The 23,133-nt window shown below is 37.1% G+C and carries 13 protein-coding genes, 1 tRNA gene and 1 pseudogene; 8 read left to right on the top strand and 7 right to left on the bottom strand.

The genetic code is table 11. The features are described from left to right. Positions 1-300: 300 nt before the first annotated feature. Both MUN53_RS07830 and MUN53_RS07835 read right to left on the bottom strand, forming a co-directional pair. On the bottom strand, positions 301-1,005 hold the full coding sequence (locus MUN53_RS07830) for a response regulator transcription factor (protein WP_243324540.1): 705 nt from the start codon (positions 1,003-1,005) through the stop codon (positions 301-303). 3 nt (positions 1,006-1,008) lie between these two features. After that, positions 1,009-2,331, bottom strand: coding sequence for a sensor histidine kinase (locus tag MUN53_RS07835; RefSeq protein WP_243324545.1), 1,323 nt, complete (start codon positions 2,329-2,331; stop codon positions 1,009-1,011). A 153-nt stretch (positions 2,332-2,484) separates the two neighbouring features. Between MUN53_RS07835 and MUN53_RS07840 the strand changes: the two genes are divergently transcribed. After that, positions 2,485-4,782: an outer membrane beta-barrel family protein gene (locus MUN53_RS07840; protein ID WP_243324548.1), complete on the top strand. Its 2,298-nt coding sequence runs from the start codon at positions 2,485-2,487 to the stop codon at positions 4,780-4,782. 54 nt (positions 4,783-4,836) lie between these two features. Here the strand turns inward: MUN53_RS07840 and MUN53_RS07845 are convergent. Beyond that, positions 4,837-4,911 (bottom strand) — tRNA-Pro (locus MUN53_RS07845). Between the two features lie 383 nt (positions 4,912-5,294). On the opposite strand from MUN53_RS07845, the gene MUN53_RS07850 reads away from it, so the two are divergent. From MUN53_RS07850 to MUN53_RS07880, 7 genes are all read left to right on the top strand, one after another. Further along, complete coding sequence (locus MUN53_RS07850; protein WP_243324549.1) at positions 5,295-6,563, top strand: site-specific integrase; 1,269 nt, start codon at positions 5,295-5,297, stop codon at positions 6,561-6,563. Then, complete coding sequence (locus MUN53_RS07855) at positions 6,560-7,276, top strand: helix-turn-helix transcriptional regulator (RefSeq protein WP_243324550.1); 717 nt, start codon at positions 6,560-6,562, stop codon at positions 7,274-7,276. Before MUN53_RS07850 ends, MUN53_RS07855 begins: the two co-directional genes overlap by 4 nt. Positions 7,277-7,320: 44 nt before the next feature. Further along, complete coding sequence (locus MUN53_RS07860) at positions 7,321-8,307, top strand: phage/plasmid replication domain-containing protein (protein ID WP_243324551.1); 987 nt, start codon at positions 7,321-7,323, stop codon at positions 8,305-8,307. A 422-nt stretch (positions 8,308-8,729) separates the two neighbouring features. Then, positions 8,730-9,362, top strand: coding sequence for a GIY-YIG nuclease family protein (locus MUN53_RS07865; protein WP_243324552.1), 633 nt, complete (start codon positions 8,730-8,732; stop codon positions 9,360-9,362). A 79-nt stretch (positions 9,363-9,441) separates the two neighbouring features. Then, complete coding sequence (locus MUN53_RS07870; protein WP_243324553.1) at positions 9,442-9,705, top strand: hypothetical protein; 264 nt, start codon at positions 9,442-9,444, stop codon at positions 9,703-9,705. Positions 9,706-9,758: 53 nt separating this feature from the next. After that, positions 9,759-10,118, top strand: a complete 360-nt coding sequence (locus tag MUN53_RS07875; RefSeq protein ID WP_243324555.1) for a hypothetical protein — start codon at positions 9,759-9,761, stop codon at positions 10,116-10,118. Beyond that, on the top strand, positions 10,087-10,896 hold the full coding sequence (locus MUN53_RS07880) for an ADP-ribosylglycohydrolase family protein (protein ID WP_243324557.1): 810 nt from the start codon (positions 10,087-10,089) through the stop codon (positions 10,894-10,896). Before MUN53_RS07875 ends, MUN53_RS07880 begins: the two co-directional genes overlap by 32 nt. 461 nt (positions 10,897-11,357) lie before the next feature. On the opposite strand, the gene aroB is transcribed toward MUN53_RS07880, so the two are convergent. The 4 genes and pseudogenes from aroB to MUN53_RS07900 all read right to left on the bottom strand — a co-directional run bounded on the left by aroB (position 11,358) and on the right by MUN53_RS07900 (position 23,023). Further along, positions 11,358-12,419: a 3-dehydroquinate synthase gene (aroB, locus tag MUN53_RS07885; RefSeq protein WP_243324559.1), complete on the bottom strand. Its 1,062-nt coding sequence runs from the start codon at positions 12,417-12,419 to the stop codon at positions 11,358-11,360. Between the two features lie 281 nt (positions 12,420-12,700). After that, positions 12,701-17,011 (bottom strand): DUF6383 domain-containing protein, encoded by a 4,311-nt coding sequence (locus MUN53_RS07890; RefSeq protein ID WP_243324563.1) that lies wholly within the window; start codon positions 17,009-17,011, stop codon positions 12,701-12,703. A 993-nt stretch (positions 17,012-18,004) separates the two neighbouring features. After that, positions 18,005-19,144 (bottom strand): annotated as a pseudogene (locus MUN53_RS07895) (IS4 family transposase); the annotation flags it as partial. A gap of 678 nt (positions 19,145-19,822) precedes the next feature. Beyond that, positions 19,823-23,023, bottom strand: coding sequence for a TonB-dependent receptor (locus tag MUN53_RS07900; protein WP_243324652.1), 3,201 nt, complete (start codon positions 23,021-23,023; stop codon positions 19,823-19,825). Positions 23,024-23,133: the final 110 nt, after the last annotated feature.

Here is a 23,133-nt window from a genome sequence, read left to right on the forward strand (position 1 = left end):
TAATATAGAAAATATTTCCATTACTTCTTTGATTTTTATTATTATCCCTTTGACTCTCTAAAGATAAATACTTTTTAAAAGGTCTGGAAGTTTGTAATGCGTCAGCCCTGAAAAGCCATTACTTTTCATATTTTTGACAGCTGTCAAAAAGCTTTTCCATATATGTGATAAAGCTTTAGCACTACTGTCGAAAAGCTTTAGCACATATATGGAAAATATATAAAGAAGGCACAATCGATCTCCATACCGGCTGGAAACCGATTAAACAAAAGTAAATCCGGCAGAATTGCTGGCAGATTTTCAATCCGACAGGCACACGCCTACTCCTTTGAGGACTTTAATTTGGATTTGTGAATCTTGCGAAAGGTATTTTCTTAGTTTGGTCAGGAAAACATCCAGGCTGCGGGAAGAGTAAAAGTCGGCAGTTCCCCATACAGACGAAAGGATTTCATCACGGCTAACGGTCTGCCCTTTTCGCCGGCACAACATCTCTAAGATCAGATTCTCCTTGTGCGTCAAAGACTGCTGTTCGTCCTGATAACACAACTTGCTTTGTACCGGATAAAAACGATAAGTTCCGATGGAATAAACACTTTCGGTACTTTCATTCTCTGAAGGCGATGTAACAACCGAAGCCTGTTTCAACTTGATCAATGCCTGAATATGAGCATCCAGCTCTTCCGGTAGAAAAGGTTTCTTGAGATATAGATCGGCTCCTGAATGATAACCTTGAATCACATCTTTGGCCTGGATACGACCGGAGATGAAAACAATCGCCAGACGAGGATATTGTTCCCGAATTTGCTGAACCATGGTTATACCATCCAAAACAGGCATCTCGATATCGGAAATGATCACATCAAACGTCGCTTGAGCCAGCTTTTCCAACCCTTCTTTCCCGTTCGAAGCCGTGACGACTTCATAGCCGCCAATCATTTGTTCCAAACTGCTTTGGATAATGAAACTGAAATTCTTATCGTCTTCTACTAATAATATCCGAATCATAACCTATACTTTATCCGGCAAGACCAGTACAAACTCGCTGTATTTTCCTTCAACACTATCGACATGTACGGAACCATCCATCGCCGTAATGACTTTATATACGTAATTCAACCCCAAACCGAAACCAGCTATCCGCTTGTCTTTCTTCTCTTCCAGACCGCCTCGCTGAAATTTCTCGAAGATATGCTTCTGCTGTTGTCTGGAAATACCCCAACCGTTATCCCAGACCTTGATAACGACATACCCATTTTCCTGACAAGCCGATAATCGGATCTGCACCTCTTCATGGGAATACTTGAGAGAATTGTCTATCAGATTGCTAACTGCTTCCTTCAAATATGCTTCATCGGCCATCACTTCCAACATCTCCGGACAGTCGATCCGGAAGTCAACTACTTTCTTTGCCTTTACTTTGTATTTACAAACCAGCTCATCTAAAAGCGGATAGATATGAACGGGAGCCAAAGTCAGCTTCAGATTCGACTGCTCCAATTTGGCAATAGTCAGAATCCGTTCCGATAGTTGCAGCAAATGTCCGCTTTCTTCGTTCAGGATCGAGAAATACTGCCGCTTCAATTCAGGCTTATTATCCAAGGCTCCGCTTTCCAACGTATGACCGGCCATCGTGATTGTATTGATCGGCGTCTTCATATCATGAATCATGGCATAGGTAAAGTCCTGTCGCAAGCGGGCAATCTTATTCTGGCGTAAAATAATTTTCACCTGATATAAAAGACAAACTACCACCAAGATGATCAGGAAAACCGTTGCGATCAGCGAAATTCCCATCTGCCGGCATATCGCCCAATACGGATTAACAATACGGGCCTGGACCAACGTAGTTTTTCCTTCATCCAGAAAAACCGGCTGCGTTTCGATATGCTTAAAAGACAAAAGCGAGGAAGAAGCATTCACCGAACGGACCGAATCGAGCACCTGACTATGAACCTGAACATAAATGCCTTCACCGGCTAGTGCTTCTGTAAAGATAGAATCCAACGCCGAGGCAGAAAAAGTAGATTGATAAACCGAATCAGCATAATGATTAAAGGCGACAATCAGCCGGCTGACAAGTTCCGGTCCGCTGGCTTCCTCGATATTGGCCGTTTCCTCCAAGTGGATCGTAAGCTCCGCATCCTCCGAATCAGAAACTTGATTCAGGCGATCGGCCACCTCATCCAGTACCGATTTGGGAAATAAACGAGAACAAGCCTGCCGGATTTTCCCATCAATCAACTGATAAGTATTTACCAGCCACAAGCTTTGTACAGCCACGATAGCAATCAATCCTAAAAAGGTCAATATTTTAATGTACTTCTGAGGCATACAGATCATTTGCTTCTTGTGTCGCAAAGGTATAACAATTCCTTAACAATCGACGTACCGATAACAATTAAATAACAAAACCATAACAACCCGATAACCTATTTGCCAGATAAAAGGACGTTCCTTTGCATCAGAAACAAAAATGATAACAAAATGACAAAGTACACAAAACAAATAGGAATGATCATAAGTCTGATGACTTGTACCAGTCTGCCGTTGATAGCACAGGAAGTGAAAGGAAGAGTTATGGATGAAGCCAAACAGCCCGTTGAGGCAGCAACTGTCATCATGCAAACGCCCGATTCGATCTTTATCGATGCCGTTATCACCGATTCCCTGGGGTATTTTACCTTCCCCAAAGAGCCTACATGTTATCGACTGGTTTTTCAACATCTCTTGTTCAAAACCTTTGAGAAGGAAAGTTGTGGTCCGGATGCCGGGATTATTACGTTACAAGGACAAGACTACACGTTGAACGAAGTCGTAGTAAGCGGAGAACGTCCTTTGGTTAAGGCAGATAAAGGAACATTAGTCTATAATGCCCAAGTTTTGTCCGAACGGACAACAGCCCGTAATGCCTACGAATCTCTGCTGCGTTTGCCCGGTATCGTCGAACAAAACGAAGATTTGTTATTAACCGGTGCAAAAGATATGAACATACTTATTAACGGAAAACCTTCATCTATGAACCAGGACCAGTTAATAACCTTGTTGAAAAGTACACCGGCTTCACAGGTAAAGCAAATTGAAGTCATGTACAACGCACCTGCCAAATACCGGGTAAGAGGAGCTGCCGTCAATATTGTATTAGCCAACGAGAAATCACCAGATCCTTTTTGGAAAGGCGAAGTTAGCGAGAATTACCAACAACTGGTCCACGCCAACGGTAGTGGAAACATCAACCTGTCGTATGCCGGAAAAAAGTTATCGGCCGATATCAACTATTCTGCCGGATATGAACACAGCGATAGTAAAATGCAAATAGATTCGCATCATACCCTGCCAGATAAGGTTTATTCCATTCAACAGCTGAATGAAACAGAAGCAAAACACGGGCAACATAATGTCCGCTTCGGACTGGATTATCAAATATCGGAAGGAAACAGTTTACATTCAGCTTATACAGGATCGTTTAAAACTCATGGCAGAACGACAACCCGTTCGAAGGGTAACTATTCGGATTCGGAGAGTTTTCGGACATCTCAGGAACAGATGCACAACGTAAACATAGATTATACCGCGGTTTTCGGTCTGAACGTTGGATTGGATTATACTCATTTCAACAGTCCCTCCACACAAGACTTTACCAATGATCTAAATACCGAGAAACAACACTTCCTGGTAGATGAAAAGCAAACCATAGACCGCTGGAATGTTTATGCCGGACAAAACCATGAATTGCCTCGAGGCTGGGGACTTAATTATGGCATCAATTTTACCTTCGCCCAAGAAAAAAGCGGACAATTATATCACTTGGATGCAGGAACCGATTTATCAGTTTCGAACACAGATACCCACATGCGAGAAGAAACTTATAATTTCTACGCAGGAACCGATAAATCCTTTAACGATCAATTAACCATGTCTTTATCGCTAGCCGGAGAATATTATCGGTTGATGGATTATCAACAGTGGGCTATTTACCCGACTTTTCAACTGAGTTATCAACCGAGTTATAAACATATCTTTCAACTGGGTTTTTCGTCTGATAAGACATATCCGAGCTATTGGGAAATGCAAGATATCACCAGTTACATCAATGGATATATGAAACTGAAAGGGAATCTGTACCTGCGTCCTTCTACCGATTATACCGCCTCGTTTACCTACATCTTTAAAGGGAAATATATCGCCAACGCCTATTATTCGTATGTAAAAGATTTCTTCTCTCAACTACCTTACCAAAGTCCGGACGAACTGGCATTGGTTTATCAGTCCATTAATCTGGATTATCAACAAAGCGTAGGTTTATCGCTGATCATTCCTTTTTCAGTTGGCAAATGGTGGACTGTCCAATGTATGTTCGATGGCTCTTATAACCAGGATGTCTGCGACAAGTATTACAACATCTCCCTGAACCGAAACAACTGGAGAGGCATTGTACAAATGAACAATACATTCCGCCTTTCATCCCGACCGAGTCTCCAGTTGGAATATAATCTACTGTACGTTAGTCCGACGCTACAAGGTATCTACGATGTAAGTTCTGTCTGGAAAATGGATCTGGGATTGAAATGGACTTTCGCCAACGACAAGGCCGAACTAAAGATTCAAGGTAACGATCTCTTCAACACCTATGTTCCGGATGGGAAAATCGATTATAAAGGACAAAAGCTCAACATGGACATGCAGAACATCAACCGCAATCTATCCATCACCTTTACATATAGGTTCAATGGATACAAAGAAAAGAAACATAAGGAAGTTGACAGGTCGAGGTTTGGGCACTAAGTATAAAATAATAAAGGAGTTAAGCCAATGACTTAACTCCTTCTTTGCTTTCAGTCGGGATGACTGGATTCGAACCAGCGACCACACGCCCCCCAGACGCGTACTCTAACCGGGCTGAGCTACATCCCGTCTTTTCTTTTAACGGGTGCAAAGGTATGTATTTATGCGGCTTTTTGCAAGTTTTTTATCATGAATTCTATTCTTAAAACTGTTTTTTATATTTAAAAACAGAATATTTACCTGTTATATAGCGTATTATATTTCTTTTCATTCTAATCTATAATTGCTTGTACTTACAATAAATATGGATTATTATTTTAGGAAAGTTTTAGAAGATCAGGTAATATTTAATATGCAATGCATGGAACTATGTATACATAGAGATAGTAAAATACAAATCGTTAATAACTAATTATCAAACAATTAATCTAAAGCAAACACTTGTTACGAGTTCATTGTATTGGATAAAACTAATGGTAATCTTATTTTTGTAGAAAAAGGAGAAAAAAAATATGGCAACATTTAAATTTATTATTCACACTGCTAATAAAAGAAAGAACAACACTTATCCTATATCACTAAGAATAATAAAGAACATGAAGACAAAATATTGTTCTACAGGTATTTATGCAAAACTAGAAGAATGGGATGCTAAAGCTGAACGATTTGTGAACAATAAAAAGGTCTGCCCTATGGCTAAAGAGTATAATGCAAGACTAAATGAATTACTTGCGAAAACAGTTCAAATAAATAGAGAATTTGAATTAAATGGAATTGATTGGACATTACAGCAGTTTGCAGATAAATTTTTAGGAAAAGAGAAAAACGGATTATTCTTTTCTTATGCTGAAAAACTTATTGCTGTATCAATGGAAACAGGACATATAGGGAATGCAAAAGTTTATAAAAGCTCCTTACATAACATTGAATTATTTGATAATCAATTACATAATAGAACATTCCAAGAAATAAATATTAAGTATGTCAATTCCTATAATGCATTTATGGAAAAGAAAGGTTGGTGTGGAAACACAAGAAAGCATAATTTGAAAACCTTGAGAGCTATTTTAAATAAAGCTATTCAAGAAAAAGAATGTAATGCTATTAATTATCCTTTTGGAAAAGGAGGATTTTGCATAGGAGCATTAGAAGAAGAAACAGATAAAAGGTACTTATCTGATGAATCATTAAAAAAGTTAATGAGTACTAAGTCTGTAAATAAATCAAGAGAAGTTGCTCGACACATTTTTTTGTTCTCATATTTTTGTTATGGGATGAGTTACATTGATATGGCAAATTTGACAAGTAATAATATTCATATAGAAGGAGATAAAAAATACATATTATATAAAAGACAAAAGACAAAACATGCAAAAGGAAGTAAATTCATTAGAATTCCAATAACAGAAGAATTAGATGCAATCATACAATGGTTTAAAGTGAATTCAAACCTAATAAATGATTATTTACTTCCTATTGTTACGATTAATTATAATGGAGAAAAGCTCTATGATCACGAACGCAGACGATTAGCCAAGTATAATTATCATCTGAAAAATTTGGGAATAGAATTGGATATTCCTGAAAAATTGACAAGCTATGTAAGCAGACATTCAATGGCTATGAGTTTGCAAGAAGACGGAACACCTAGAGAAATTATTAGTCAGATAATGGGACATAAGGATCTAAAGACAACTAATACATATCTAGATAGTTTCAAAGATAGTAAAATAGAAGAAGTAACTAATAAATCATTATATAAGAACAAAATAGCTATATGAGAACAAAGAAATATGATAATTATTTCCAAAAGTTAATGACAGCTACAGAGTGCCTAGATGTCAATGAAATGGAAAAATACATATCAAAAACTACTTTAGGAGATAAAACTCTTCTCAAAAAACAAATAGAGAAAGTAAATTTCCTAATAGAAGAAAGGTTTCATTGTTATGGTGTTATAACAGAAGAGGACGATGTTGAAGCATTCAAGAAAGGATATTTTGATCTTGGTAAAATCTCATTGACTCTTATTGAGATTCAAAAGAAAATTGAAAAATTTAAAATTGAGTCTGATTCTTCTATGGGCATACGTATTAGTAAAGATTGGAATGATCCTTTATTTTTATTACAAGACCTGTTACAATTAGAGAATACGAATTTGATAACTTACCAAAGTTTGCTACAAAAAAGATTATCAGAATCCTATGACAAAATAATAAAGCCCAAGGAACCCAAAAAAACTAGAAGAATTATTGAAGCCAAAATACCTGAAACACCTAATGACATTATAGGACTAAAGGATGTTTGTGAGATGTTGAACTTATCTGAAAGTAAGATCTATCACCTAACCTGCCAAAGAGAAATTCCTCATTATAAGCTAGATAAGAGCAAAAAAGGTAGATTATTTTTTTCTCGTTCTGAAATAGAAAACTGGTTAAAACAGAAGCGAATAGGAACAACAGATGAGTTTTGTAATCAGTTTTATAGTAAGTAGAAAAATAGCAATGATTTATTGATATATATAATAGTTTTTATAAAATGATTGATACGATTTTTTTAGAGATAAAAGAAAGGGAACTAGATGTTCCCATTTCTTTTAAAGAAGAAGTGAGTTGTAGAATTGATATTAATGAACGTTTCTCTAATGATGAAAAAATAGTTGGACACTTAAAGAATATGCTTATTGAGATAAATGGCTCAACTCTAAAGATAAGGGGCAGTTTATCAAAATGGTATGAAGGAAATAATGTATATGGAATGGCTTTTGAGAAGGTAAAAAAGGTTATAAGAGAATTAGGAAATGCATTAGGTGTTCCTTTGGAAAGAGCAAAAATAACGAGATTAGATATTGCAGATTCTTTTAATATGAAGTATAAAGCTGAACTTTATATAGATCATTTGCATTATTTAAATGGTTATATTCGTAATCTTGCAACCTCTAACTGTGTTTATTTTGTTCAGAAAAATAAAAGTAAGGTATCTCAGACTTTAAGATTATGTTTTTATGATAAAGATAAGGAGCTAAAAGACAAAAAAGATATAGAAGGTAAATTAGCTAAAGGATCTGATTTAGGTCATTTATTAAGATATGAATTGAGAATTAAAAGCCTAAGATATTTATTTGGGCGGGAAATTAGGTGTTCAGACTTGTTTTCTGAGTTTTTTTATACAGATCTGATCGATTTATGGTTTAATATGTATGATTGCGTTAAAAAGGAAAGAAAAGGACTTAACTGTAATTTTCCTCTAAAGTTTAATGGGTTGAAAGAATTTCAAGAAAGTTGTGAACGTTTATGTGTAGGAGCTTTTAATATGCAAGAGGAACTTAATATTGCTTATTTGAGAGGTGAAGTTACTGCACAGAATAAAACTAATGTTCTAAAAAGGATAAAAGAATTAGAGAATTCTATTGCAGAAGCAGATGAAGTTGTTCCCTTAATAAAAGAACTGGATAAAAAGATGTTAGAAGCTTATGATAAACGGTTATGTGAAATAAAAAATTTCAATAAAACTTTGACAGAATAAATTGATATAGTATTTTTGTCTTATCTGTAAGGAACGGATAGGGCGTTTAGATAATATCTCTCTCGTTTGAGATCTGGACAATTTCAAAATATATAGGAGAGGTAAATAGGAACGTCCATGCTTTTTTATGCTAATATCCAAAAGGTTAATAGTATAAAAGGCGTGGACTGTTTTGTTTATCTTTCTATATAGGGCAGTCCAGAGCCTCAAACGAAAAAGATAGACTAACAGTTTCACGCCTCTTTTTGTTAATGTCCTCTTTGAAACTGAGCGGAATAATAAGATTTGGTATTATAGTAACAGCTCATTGAGAACTTATAAAATGATTGATGAGGTAAAGTTCCTACCTTTTTTTGAATAATGTTACAGTTGCTCAAGTTTAGTTGCTATTTTATTGAATTTTTTATGAAAGGACTAATAATATGTGTGAGCAAGAAAATGAAGATTTTGGTATTGTCTATGCCTTAACTAATGAAGCTATGCCTGGATTAGTTAAAATAGGGATGAGTTCCAATTCAGAAGTGGATGTAAGGAAAGATCAATTATATTTCGGTTGTCCTGGAGTTCCATTGCCTTTTGAATGTGTTTATGCTTGTAAAATAAAGGATTATAAAAAAGCAGAAAAAGCTCTACACATTGCGTTTGCGCCAGACCGTATTAATCCGAATAGAGAATTTTTCAAAATAGACATTGAAAGAGTTATCGCTGTTTTGGAATTGTTAGGACCTAATAATGCGAAAAGGGAAATAGAAGAGGAATTAGATCGTGATATAAGCTCTGAAGAAATAAAATCTCGGGAAAAAATGAAAAAAAGAGCAGCTTTCAATTTTGAGAGAATGGAAATACCTATTGGGGCAAAATTGACTTATATAAAAGATCGTAATATAGAAATTGAAGTGGCTGAAAATAATAAAGTAAAATATGATGGGGAGATCATGTCGTTAACTGCGGTAACAAAACAGTTTTTACCTTATGTTGTGCATCCTACCCCTTATTGGTTATATGAAGATGAGAAATTATCAGATATTTGGATTAACTCTTTAGAAAATGATTAATTTTCAATATCTTATATGCTTGATTGAAAATTCTGATACTTTTGAAAATATTGATAATATATTAATATGCAATTGATATATGAGAAAAAGAAGAGAAAGTTATGATTTTACTAAAATGGGAATACCCATTGGGGCTAAATTACAGTCAAAATTCAGAAAGCAAGAAAATATAGAAATTGAAGTTATAGATGCTCATAATATGATTAGATATAAAAATGAAGAAGTAACTTTAAGTAATATAACTAAAAGGATAACAGGAGGCAGAACACATCCTACTCCTTGCTGGACTTATAATGGAAAAAATCTTGAAAAGTTATGGAAAAAATCATTAGGAGAAGAGTGAAACTGTAAATAAAAGGTCTGACCTTTAGAAAAATTAATGACGTGTAAAGGATTATGGATTACAAAAGAAAAAAGGTAATAGACCATTTGAAAAAAGCAGGATTTGAAGATGAGCAAATAGGGATGATTCTTGATGTCATCCCTATTGAAGAGGCTTATTTGAATTTACGGAGAAGTGAAGTATTAAAAAAGGTCGTTCATATATTGGGCATTGATGAAGTCGAAAAAAGAGCTAAAAGAATGAATATGACGATTGATGTCTTTGCTAAAGAGTTTGATCGTTGGAATACTTGGAACGAAGTAACAGTTACAAGAGTTTCAGAAGAAGAAGTGCGGAAATTAAAAGAAGCATCAGAAGAAAGGCTTATTAAATTTTTACAAGATGGAAGAGATAAAAGAGAAAATCAAGAATAGCATAAGAGCCTATATATTAGGAGATGCTTTAGGAGTACCTTTTGAATTTCAAGAAAAGGGTTCTTTTACATGTAAAGGTTTTACAGGTTTTGGAACATACAACAAACCTATTGGAACTTGGTCTGATGACACTACTGTAATCTTATGTTTATTAGACGCTTTAACTAAAGCTAATTTGAATTTTGATAAGGCTGAAAAAATATTCAAAGAAAATTTGAATGCTTGGTACTATGAGGATAAGTTTACAGTTGATGGTTTATTTGATATCGGTACTCAAACTTCTATTTCCATTCAAAGTAAGTTTGAGAATAGTTTGACTGATCGTATGGGAAATGGAGCTTTGTTTTATTTGCCTTTAACTTTTTGTTTTGTGTGTAAGGAATTACAGAAAAAAGATTTTATACAGTTTTGTAAGATTACGCATAATAATTTGAACTGTTTTAATTATGGTTGGAATCTTTGTTTAGTGATCAAAAATTTATTGAATGAAATTGCTGATAGAATAAAATTGGAAGAATTTAAAAATAGAGGAGATGTTATAAATACATTTAATCTTGTATTGAATTACTTTTATCAGTTAAGAGAAAGTGATTTATCTTTAAGAGATTGCCTGTGCAGAGTGATAAATGAAGGGGAAGATACCGATACAAACGCAGCTATACTTGGTCTTTTACTAGGATTGATAAAAGAAGTAGATAAAAAAGATTGGTTAATGGTACGAAAACATGAGTTCGCAGATCAAATTATTGATGAATTTGTTCAGACGTTGATAGCTTAAAGAAAGAATAGAATAAAAAGGCTATTAAGAATATGGATTGTATGTATGATTATGTGAAGAGTATTTCTAAACAATATTTTCAGCATAGATAAGATTTGATTTGCCATAAATAGATTTCTATACTTTGGGAAATATAGGTTCATAATAAGTCTGAAGAAAGAAAATGTTTAATATTTTGTTGGTTATACCTATGATAGTGAGGACCTTTATCTAAAACTTATAATAGAAAAAATGAGAAATTGTATTTTGCATAGATTTGCACGGAATTATCGTGAATGTTTTAGGAAAGTGTTACCGAAAAAAAGAAAAAGAGCTAAGCAATATTGCCTAACTCTTTCTATATTAAAGAATAAAATTCAATTGTTTTTAGGATTTAGTTCCTTCCCCCAGACGCGTACTCTAACCGGGCTGAGCTACATCCCGTCTTTTCTTTTAACGGGTGCAAAGGTAGAGATTTTATTCTAAATTCCAAAACTTTCCCGATAAAAATCCATCGCCTCCAGGATTTGTTCCTTTTCTACATGCTGATTGATGTGTACATCTCCTACTTGCCCCAATAGGGTAAAGTTAATAACATCCCCTTCGTTTTTCTTGTCGTGTCTCATCAACTCATAAAGCTGGTCATAGTCTTTACAAGTGAAGAAAAAGGCCGGATAATACGTTTTCAGGTAATAAATTACCTGGCTGAGTTTCTCTTTCGGGAAACCGCATAACTTATGAGACAAGTATAATTCGCTGACTAAACCAGCAGCTACCGCATGTCCGTGTAACAAAGGTTTATTTTGCTGGAAAGACAGACTTTCGTAGGCATGACCAATCGTATGACCAAAATTCAAGGCTTTCCGAATACCTTTCTCTTTTGGGTCTTGTGCCACGATATCCTCTTTGACGGCTACAGACTGTGCTACGAGTTGATTCAGGTAGGAATAATTCATCGTATCGATATCATACAGCATGACGGGCAAATAGACATCCATCGAACTGATCAGTGCATGCTTGATCATCTCGGCATAACCGGAAAGAATATTGGCACGATCCAGTGTACGAAGAAATTCACAGTCGATAAAGACACATAAAGGCGGATAGAACGAACCGATCTCATTCTTCAATCCGTTGAAGTTAATTCCCGTCTTACCGCCAACAGCAGCATCGACAGACGCCATCAAAGTAGTCGGTACATTGATCGTCCGAATGCCCCGTTTGAAAGTAGCACCAGCGAAACCGCCCATATCCGTAACCATACCGCCACCCAGATTCAATAATACCGAATGACGTGTTGCGCCTTCATTCGACAGTCGCATCCAGATAGACGACAATGATTCCAGGTTCTTATGCGTATCGCCGGCTTCAACCGTAATAACCGGAGCCTCCTGTAGTAAAGGAATATCTTTTACCAAAGGATAACACTGTTCCACCGTATGCGTATCCGTCAATACAAACAACTTATCATAATCCAGATCTGCCAGAAAAGCCTGTAACTCGGCTTTCAGATCCTGACAAATCACTACTTTCTGTTCAGACATAATCCATTGATTTTATTTCAGAAAACAAAAATAGAAGAAATTCTTTGATTTCAGACAGGAATAAAAACAAAAAACCTTCCTTGTCCTCTCGGATTTGGAAGGTCATAGAACTTTTTTATTACACTATTATCATATTAATTTAATAATGTAAAAACACGCTTTCCCCCTCGCGGGTTACTCGTTACAAGAATCATATCCGAATTCATGTGCGTGTAAATTGTAATATATTCGTGTAAATATCAGGAGCCTGAGACCCCTGATATATTGTTAGTCAGATGTTATTATTTAACAACTACCTTGAAGCTTTCGCCGTCAACTGATACAACTACTACACCTGCAGGAGCAGCGATGGTTGCGTTGTCTGAAGAAACTACTTCGTTAGCAACTACCTTACCTAAGATTGTGCTTACGATTACGTTCTTACCTTCAGCACCCTTAACGACTACTGCACCGTTTGTACCAGCTACTACTACATTACCAGCAGCGATTTCTTCGTTAGCTGTTGCTTCAGAATCCTTATTGATATCATTGAATGTGAAGCGAGCACCCTGGTTGATGAATTCACCTGTTGTGTTATCTTCAGTAATGTCACCCTGCTGTACCCAGTCGTCAGTGAAATCACCTGTATTGTGGTTACTATTTTCGCTATAGTATTTAGCCAATACCGGTACATTGTTGTGGATCTTGATCCATGCACCTGCAAATGAACCTACACCTGAATAGTAAGACTGAGGAGTACCATCTGCCTTATTAGGAGCATCGTTAGATTCGATCAAGAAGCTGCTTTCGCCATTTTCACCTTCAGCATCACCTGTATTTCTAAATGAGAATACAGCATTGTTGTGTTTACCATCCAACGGTACGATGTCATAAACCTTACCTAAGCTGTCTTCTGACAAGAACAACGGGTTGATGAACAACTTACCAGAACCATCTTTTGCTTCTTCTTTGATAGAAGCCAGTGTGTACGGATATTTCAATACATACAAGCTATCACCACGATGTACTGCTTCTACGAAGCCTAAGCGAGTGTAGTTGTCTGATTTGAACTTATCTGCATTTGTTACTTTATCAATCATAGCTGCCTGAACAGAGTCATTGAAGTTGATCAAGAAGCGACCTTCTACATAACCCGGGAACCATTCGCCGTGACCACATGAGTGGTTGATACCATGGTTAACACGGTCGTCGATTGTTACGTTGCAATATGTATAAGCAGGTACTGAATCAGCAGCTACTGCCAATAAGTACTGAGGCATACGAGTACCCATAGACTTAGCAACAGCATCAATATAGAAACCTTCATTGCTTGTCGGCTTGCTCATATTCTCAGCACCTAAGTAGTTCATACCCCAACGCTGAGCTTCCTTAGATGAAGAATCTTCGAACAAGCTTTCGTCTCCTTGTCTTTCAATTGTACGGATATCCAACGCTTTCTTATCGTTGTTTACATATTCGTCAGCGATTGTTGCATACAATGGACGATCACCAGCAACTACAGCAAATACATCAGAAATTGTTCCACACAAATCATCCAATTTTGCTGTTCTATTGATAGCAGAAATACCCAATTTACCAGTGAACTGACGATCATTTCTTACAGCAAATACGATTTGATCTTTACCTTCTTCAAATGCTATAGGTTTAGAAGCATCTCCAGTCTCCTTAGCACTCAAGAAATAGAAGTCAAAACCATTAGTATCTTTAGCTTTTCTCAGGTTCTTAACCACTTTAACATCCTGGTTTACAAATGTAGGATAGAAGTCATAGTTGGTTGTATTAACCAAAGCATAGTAATGCAAACCGTTGATGCAGTTGTTTTCCTTCACCTGGAATACAGCAAATGCCAAACCATTCTTACCTGCAGCGATATCAGCTTCGTTAGCAATTACGTAATTGTGCTGGTTGTCGAATGCGATGAACAAGTGATCGTTGTCGATCTGATTCTTGTCTTTCACCTTCACTTTATAGAAAGACTTATACAATTGAGGTGCATCTGCCTTTACACTTGTCTTTCCATATTTAACAGAATCCGATAATGTAGCATCATACAGATAACCGTCTTTCGTTTCAATTTCACCCGTAGCTTGATTAAGTTCTTCATAAGTCTGCTGAGTGAAATCAGGAACTTTTACAGAGAAGAATTCGAAACCTACTGTTTCAGATTCCATCAACTTCAATACATTGGTTTCATCTGTACCCAACATCAAACCGCCATTCTTGTCGTAGATGTGCTGGAACTGATAGAATTTCTCTTGACGATCTTCTTCATTCAGATTCAAATAACCCAAAGTATTGGCTTCAATCTTTGTAAACTTGATTGTATCTGAGCAAGAGAACCAATCATAAGCATGGTGATTAGAAACTTCTTCATTATTATTATTCCAAGAGTATTCTTTATGGTTAATGATATAGAAGTTATCCTTGTTATCTTTGTCAACATACAACTGACCTTCAAATGCCAAGTCCTCAAATTCACGGTTGTAAATACGTACTGTAGGAGCTTCATTTACGTTAACGCCTTCAGTTTCATCGCAACCATAACGCTCAACCACCCACTGAGTTGCCGGCATGTGTGTAAAGTCTTGTTCACCTTCGTCCAAAACATCATATACAACATGACCTGCCATATCAGCTACCAAATAAGAACCATTTACACGTTTTTCAGTGTACTTATTGCTGTTAATACCTGTTACCAAGTTAACGAAATAAACACCATTTTCTTGAGTAGCACGGATCAATGCAGTATAATCATGATTAAACTTAACTCGTAAGTTCATGTCTGCTTGGTAATCTACCTTTCCGTTTGTAACATATGCAGGATTAGTTTTAGCGCCACCTGTTTTAGTTTGATATGCTGTTCCATCAAACTTGCAAGCTGCAGCATAGTCAGGATTTGTAGCATCTACACCCTTACCATCAGCAACACCTACTGTCAATACAGCTTTATTATCTGCAGGATCAGAGAAATTCATTGCATACAAAGCAACGGGTACACCCTCTGCTTTTTCATACATTGCATTGAAATTATTATTATTTGGATCACTTTCCCAACCCGATACATAATCTAATCCTTCATTTACTGTATTAAAGTAATATTCTGAAGAAGCATTTGCTAAGTGGGTATTTTCAATATTAAGATTCTCAGAATATTCAGCTTGTGACATACGAGAAGCGTTCAATGGTTCAAATACCAAACTATCATTAGTTGGATAGTAGGTTACTTTCCAGTGATAACGAGCCTCCAAAGCATCAGGCCAATTAGGAGTATCACCCGATTTAGCTGCTTTATCTATATATACACGCTTGTTCTTATCAACATTACTTGATCCTTGGCTTCCATCATAATCTATATAAGCATAATAATCTGTCTTTACTTCCAAACCTGTATAATTACCAATTGCAATACCATCATACATCTTTTCAGAAACAGTCAGATATTGATAATATTTATCGCCATTGATTTCCTTAGGATCTTTCACCTTTAACAAGACATCATAACCTGCATAGGCATTCGAATTAGTTCCAGTCCAAGCTGTAGTTGCTCCATCATAATTTTCACGCTTCAATAAATCGTAGTATGGAGAATTTTCAGCCTCAAATGTATTACCCAACGGATTTGTTGCTAAATTTAAAGCAGCACCAGTTTCTGGATTAATGACAGTAAATTTAGCTTCATCGCCTTTCTTATCTCCAGCTACAGCATCAGTCCATTTTGAATAATTTCTAATCCAACCTGGGAATGATAAGAAAGAACCATCTGCATCAATCATAGTATTAATTTCAGCAGCACTCAACACTTTAGCACCTGCGACAACAGGCTTTACCTTTAATGCCAAATTTGCATTTTTAGCATAGTCACCAGCATTAGCTTTTGAATCTTTTACAACAACTACAACATTTGAGTTATCATAACTAGTACTTACTCCTGCTCTTGCTTTATCAGCCAAATCAATAGAAACAGAGCTCAACTTAGCTGCTGATGCCAAATACATTACAGAATCGGCGTTATGGAAGTAAGAATATACACGACTATAATCAAACTCACTACTTTGTGTGTCTGTAGTATATAAATCCCACCAACTATTGCAACCATCCATCAAGCCATCTTGCAGGAATTTCCAATTTGCATTTGCTTTAGCTGCAGGATCCACTACACCACTTGTATTTACTTGCAAAGCATTTTGATGATCAAAGGTCAACTCAAAACCTGTTTCTTTGTTTACAAAAGAAAAACGGCGACCATTTACTTCCACCGGATTCTTCTTAATTCGCCACAAAGAATGGGTTAAAACAGCATCTTCCACCTTTCGATAAGTCAAATATACCTTACCTGTTGAGTAATCACGTTCTGCAGTCAGCACATGAATTGATCCTTTATCCAAATTAGAATCATCAACCTCTACCTGCAACTGGTACCAATAATTTTCATTGATTTCTTTTACTCCCGAAAAGCCATTATCTAAAGCAGCCGCATTTACCATACGTGTACGATATGGAATTTCACCATCCTGCGGACAAACTTGAGCTGCTACCGGAAGAGAGCCTGCCAGTAAGGCTAAGGCCATCAAAGTAGAAAACTTTTTGTTCATAATAAATTAATTTAGTATTAATAATAAGTAATTATATCCTCTTGTGTAATATTCGTCTTTATCAAGTCGGTATAAAACGTGGTTTATTTTCGTCAATAAAAAGCTCGATTCTGTGAAGAAGAAAGGCTTTGTTGCCCAAAACGGGTTGTTTGTACTGTAATTGTTATGTGGTTGATAAGAAAGAGTATATATTTGGAAAAAAATTAGGAGGTTTGTTTGCTAGTATCAAAAAAGGATTTACCTTTGCAATACGGTAAAGTCGGGAAGAAACCACCGTTTTGTTACTACTCCATTCTATCTATCCTTTTTCATATTTCAGGTATTATTCAGATAGGTTTACTATATATAATAAGGTATAGGAAAGTTCGGTTTTCATTCATGCCTATGAATGATCCAAAAGCCGGTGTCTTTTCATAAATTCCCGGCGTATATTAATGAAAAGCCGGCGTCTTTTGCTTCAAAAGTAACGAGTATCAAAATCGATCTTCGTCAGGTTCGTTTTCGATACTCGTTGGAATTGATTATACCTATATCTGATTTTCTTTTATACCCTTCACACACCTGTTTATCTGTCTCATATTCTGTCTGTTCCTGTGAAGGGTGTGAAGGTGTCGTTCTTTTGGCTTGACCCAAAAGAACCAAAAACTCAAGATCGTATTCGTTCTTTTCTCTTGAAAGAAAAGAACCAAAAGTTCAAGGCTCACACTACGGAGGCTACGGTCTTGGTCGCTGCGCTAAAATCTCGGAAAACTCGCCTTTGGCTCAAACAGCCGAGATTTTTTTACGCTCCGCTCGGTCGACCGCTTAACGCCTCCTCCGTTAGGCCGAAACAATTGAAAATTGAAAATTTATTAGGCCGGATTACATGGGGTATTTAATTCCCCGTTGAGTTTGGTAAATGCGAGTAGAGGCGCAGCGTGCTGCACTAGTGTCCCAAGAAAAAATTAACAGTCTATTTTCACTCTATAAATTGAGGAGTAAACTATCAAAATGTCAATTAACATCATCGAAGAGTGAAGGCCAAAGATAAGATTGATTGGCTTCTTCTTTTACGGAGTCTTCATATCGATCTAATACGTCTTTAAGTGGTTGCCTTTCAAAGAGAGAGACACTCAAAACTCTCAATAGTTCATAAGTTGTTCCTTTAAAACCATACAGTGCTTTAGCTAAAGCAACCTGGCAATAAGCGCTAACAGCTACATAAATCTGTATACTTACGGCATTGGCGGAAGTCCCATAAAATCGGGTAACATATAAATGTTGTTTTATCCATCTGAAAAACAGTTCTATGTTCCAACGGTTTCTATAAGACTCTGCAATGGTCATGGCCGGTAGTTGAAAATTGTTTGTGAGAAAATCCAATACCTCATTTCGTTCCATACTGTAATATTGAACTAGCCTTAAATTTCCCGGATAACCTTTTCTAGCCCATCTGTTGGAAAAAGAAATTTCCTTGTCTCCGTATATAGGAGCTACTGCTGCTGTCAGCTCTTTAATCACTGAATAAGACATTCCACGTTTCCTCCTCACTACAAAATAGGCAGAAATAGAATCGATCTCTTTCATACTGGCTGTTTTGATATAGGCTTTATCGAATACGTACATACCTCCTTTACGGTATGGATAATTTTCCATGAATGTCTGATCCCGTTCTTCATGACCGGTTATAAGGCATAGAACTGGTACTTCACGTAAAATATCATATAGCGTATGAAGTTTTATCCCGCCACGTCCTCTTTGGGGAACACTCCAATTAAATTTAGTCAGATCCAAATATACCGTAGAGGAATCTACAGCAAACAAGCCTGACAGATTAAAACCATCAGACAGGGTAAACAATTCTTTTTCTTCTGTTCCTACCTGAGACAGAGTGATATTCATTACCTTTTGTGCAAAATCTCTGTATATGGAAACTTCATGTGTGGCATTTGCATGCGAGAGATTGTTACGAGATATATTTTTCCCCATACCTAAGCGATAGAGTTTATCCTTGTGAGCACGTAAGCTACTTTCTATATCCCGTAAACTTTCACGTCCGGTCAACTGTGCCCACAACATCACCAGAAAATGATTCCAACAACTGTATGTCTTCATATAACTATTCCCTTCATGTTTTTTTACCAAGTACTCAAAATGATCCCGAGGTCAGAGTGAACATAGCTGATTAAAAATGTAAGCAACTTGAGCCATATCTGTAGCAATTTGTTATTGCTGTTAAGATAGACGCAAGAAATCAATTTTAAAATCCTCCGACTGTTTTTTTCGCTGTAAATACATATTTATTAGCTTCTTATAAGCTATTGTTAATTTTTTCTTGGGACACTAGTGCAGCACGCTGCGCCTCCATCCCAACGCGACAGGATAAAACAATAAATAACACAATAAGCCCATTCGTTTTTTATTGATTGTTATTTGGTTGTGAAGAACGTCGTTTTGAGGCGCAGCAGCGCTACGCCTCTACAGTCGCAAGGTAAGTTCCATGGATAAACGCAAGAGAAAAAGAAAATTGTCAATCATCAATTATCAATTGTCAATTGTTTTAGCCTCGTTCTGGTGAGCGTTAAGCGAAGGAACAAAGTGGAGCGGCCGGAGCGTCGCTGTCTGAGCCGAAGGCGAGTTTGCGGCGCGCACAGCGTAACGTAGTGACGGAGTAGCTCAGCAGACGCAGCCTTGACTTCTTTGGTTCTTTCTGGGTCAAGCCAGAAAGAACGGACATGATCTTGTCCTTATGGACATGTGAGAAGGATAAAAAAATAACGGCTGACTTCCTCTGATGGGAAACCAGCCGTTTCTTATTATATTGATACTTTATCAGAATGTTAATCTTACACCTACTTGAGCATGCCAACGAGATGCGATATCATCTTTAGCTACCTCATTGTTGCTATTGTATGTATAAGCCGGAGTACGAGAACCATCAACTTCTGTAGCAATTGACTGTACAGACAGCGGTGATACGTTGTAAGCTGAGCTATAGCTTGCACCCCACTTCTTATTCAACATATTCGTAAAGTTCACAACATCAAATGTAACCTGAATCTTGCTTCCACGTTCTTTCAAGTAGAAGATATCCTGAGCAATGTGCAAATCAATCTGGTGTTCCCAGTCTGACAAGTTCGAGTTACGTTCTGCATACTGACCACGATGATTCTTTGCATAGCTGTCATTCTCAATCCAGTTACCAAATGCCTGACGGCTTTCTTCGGCAGACATAATAACCGCGCCAGTTTTCTTATCTACATAATCCACGAAATTCATCTGCTGTAATTCAGATTCTGTAGGGATATACAACAAGCTGTTACCACGATAACCATCACCGTTAAAGTCGCTCGATTCGTTCATTGTCAAACTGTAACGGCTACCTGAGAAGGCATTATAGATCAATGCAACTGTTGTAGCCATCCATCCGTTCAAATACTTCGGTGTTGTATAAGAAAGCTGGATCATCAAGCGATGAGGAATATCAAATTTAGAGAAACCTAATTCGTCTTCTGAATTAGTATCACGTGAGTAGTTATATTTCCAGTTAGAATAAGCAACAGAAGAAGTTCCATCGTTAACAGCTTTCGCATGTCCGAATGTATAAGATGCCGACATATCCAAACCGAAGTTGAAATGCTTTTCTAACAAACCTGAAATAGCATACGTATAGCCCTTATTAGTATTCTTCAGGTTAATGATACTATAATAATCGCTCTTCGCATTTGAATAGAATGGAGCTGCAGAAGCCTCAACACCTGGAATAGCATATACTTTTTCACCATTATTAGACAAAGCCAAGTTTTCAAAGAACACGTTATTCAATGTCTTTGAATAGATACCTTCTAACGTAAACTTCACATCACCCGGCAACATCTGTTCTAAAGCCAAGTTTGTACGGAATACTTGCGGATACTTGAAATCCTTATCAACTGTTACGATATCCGGTTTAGCAGCCGAACCACTCATTGACTGCAAAGCGCCTAATGGATTATCAGCATATTCACCCAAAGAAGGAGCATACTGAGTAATATTACCCTCAGCATCTTCTACCTGATTAATAGTAGTTCCCTTCAGTTCCATACCGGTATTGTTGTAGGCGTTACACAACCATACAAAAGGAACACGACCAGTGAACAAACCAACACCACCACGAAGTAATGTCTTACGGTCTTCATCAGCATACCAACGGAAACCAACACGCGGAGAAACCATTACCTTTGCACCCGGCATTTCACCCACACGTGCATTCAGGCCATTTTCTTCTGCATATTTATTGAAATTCGGATTCGTAGTCGGATCATTAAATGTCAACGGAATATCAAAACGGATACCGTATGTCAAATTGAAGTCACGGGTGATATCCCATTTATCCTGAGCATAGAAACCAAACTGTCCGGCTTTCATGATCGGGGCATATTTCAAATCACCACCTGTCAACTCCGGATCAGTATATTTATAAGAGAACTGATAAGGCGTATCATTCAAGAAGTCATTCAAAGAATTGAAATACCAAGAACCATTGGCAGCCTGAATGAACAAGTTCTGCATCCGATAGATTTCATTATGCGTACCGAATGTAAATGTATGGTTTCCTTTATACCAAGATACATTGTCTTCGAATGTATAAATATCCTGATTCAAGTAGTTGGCACCAGAAGAATACTCAGTACCGATATTTGCCTGAATCATTGTTGTCTGGTCTGCACCCGGAACATTATTAATCTGTACAGTCGGACCCTGATAAGCCACATCACGATGGTCACGTACATAAGTAGCAGATGCACGGAACTCATTTGAGATCTGATCGGTAAAACGAGAGTTCAACTCAGCCACAATAGAGTTGGTCTTATTGTTCATCCGATAACCACTGTTATTGAACTTATAAGAAGTCGTTCCTGAACTATAATTATCGTCGAATGAATTATTATGCTGATAACGAACAGCCAACTTATGATCCTTATTGATGTTCCAGTCGATACGAGCCAACAAACCAAAAGACTTGTTTTCTACATCACGCGCTGAATAACTTTCCTGGGAACCTGTATATTGCTGATACTTATCTGCAATTTGCTTAGCCACTTCAGGAGTCATGTAGTTATCGGTATATCCCGGATAAACACTAGAAGGATAAGCTTCTTTCTTAGCTTCTGCACTTACGAAATAGAACAATTTATCTTTGATAATTGCGCCACCCAATGTACCACCAAATGTACGTGTATATTGTTCAGACATCGGATACTTCTCGTTATCACGAAGCGCACTGTATTTACCATACATATTTTCATTCGTGAAATAAGAATAAGCTGTAGCCTGCAGTTTGTTTGTACCTTGTTTAGTAATAGCATTGATACCACCACCGGTAAATCCACTCTGACGAACATCAAACGGAGCAACAACAACTTGGATTTCCTGAATGGCATCCATAGAAATCGGATTAGCACCCGTCTGACCACCATTCGTTCCGGAAGCAGACAAACCGAACACGTCGTTACTTACCGTACCATCAATCTGGAAACTGTTATAACGGTTATTTGAACCGGCAAAAGTAATACCTCCATTCTTGGAAGTCATTGCCATCGGCATATTCTTGATCACATCGTAAACATTACGATCAACCGTCGGTGTATTGACAATTTTGCTTGTCGAGAAGTTTTGGGCAGCACCGGTTTTCGCCAAAGCATCCGCCGTAATGACGATTTCATCCAATTCTTCCGAGCTAACCTGTAAATTCACATTCAAATCCAAAGCATTACCCAACTCCAATTGAAGTCCTGTAAAAGTAGATTTCTTATACCCTACATAAGAGACTTCCACTTTATACGGTCCACCAGTACGCATACCTTGAATCGTATAACGACCGTCCATGTTCGTAACAGTACCATAAAGAGTACCCGAAGGTTCGTGTACTGCTGTAACAGTAGCACCAATCACCGGTTCTTTATTATCATCCAGAACCAAGCCATTGATAGCTGAAGTTGTCACCTGAGCATCAGCGCAAATAACTGTTGTAGCGGCCAATGCTGTAAGCATTAATTTAGTAGAATAATTCATATAATAAAATTTAACAGATAACCTTCATTTGAGAAAGGCTCTTTCAACATTGATTGAAAAGAGCTTTCAACGACACTTAAAAACGTTGT

The organism is Parabacteroides faecalis, assembly GCF_022809355.1.
GTDB classification, from domain to species: Bacteria; Bacteroidota; Bacteroidia; order Bacteroidales; family Tannerellaceae; genus Parabacteroides; species Parabacteroides faecalis.

Coding starts and splice junctions, on each gene's coding strand:
- MUN53_RS07860 (WP_243324551.1), top strand. CDS start 7,321: ATGATTGATACGATTTTTTTAGAGATAAAAGAAAGGGAACTAGATGTT.
- aroB (WP_243324559.1), bottom strand. CDS start 12,419: ATGTCTGAACAGAAAGTAGTGATTTGTCAGGATCTGAAAGCCGAGTTA.
- MUN53_RS07855 (WP_243324550.1), top strand. CDS start 6,560: ATGAGAACAAAGAAATATGATAATTATTTCCAAAAGTTAATGACAGCT.
- MUN53_RS07900 (WP_243324652.1), bottom strand. CDS start 23,023: ATGCTTACAGCATTGGCCGCTACAACAGTTATTTGCGCTGATGCTCAG.
- MUN53_RS07880 (WP_243324557.1), top strand. CDS start 10,087: ATGGAAGAGATAAAAGAGAAAATCAAGAATAGCATAAGAGCCTATATA.
- MUN53_RS07840 (WP_243324548.1), top strand. CDS start 2,485: ATGACAAAGTACACAAAACAAATAGGAATGATCATAAGTCTGATGACT.
- MUN53_RS07890 (WP_243324563.1), bottom strand. CDS start 17,011: ATGAACAAAAAGTTTTCTACTTTGATGGCCTTAGCCTTACTGGCAGGC.
- MUN53_RS07850 (WP_243324549.1), top strand. CDS start 5,295: ATGGCAACATTTAAATTTATTATTCACACTGCTAATAAAAGAAAGAAC.
- MUN53_RS07870 (WP_243324553.1), top strand. CDS start 9,442: ATGAGAAAAAGAAGAGAAAGTTATGATTTTACTAAAATGGGAATACCC.
- MUN53_RS07865 (WP_243324552.1), top strand. CDS start 8,730: ATGTGTGAGCAAGAAAATGAAGATTTTGGTATTGTCTATGCCTTAACT.
- MUN53_RS07835 (WP_243324545.1), bottom strand. CDS start 2,331: ATGCCTCAGAAGTACATTAAAATATTGACCTTTTTAGGATTGATTGCT.
- MUN53_RS07875 (WP_243324555.1), top strand. CDS start 9,759: ATGGATTACAAAAGAAAAAAGGTAATAGACCATTTGAAAAAAGCAGGA.
- MUN53_RS07830 (WP_243324540.1), bottom strand. CDS start 1,005: ATGATTCGGATATTATTAGTAGAAGACGATAAGAATTTCAGTTTCATT.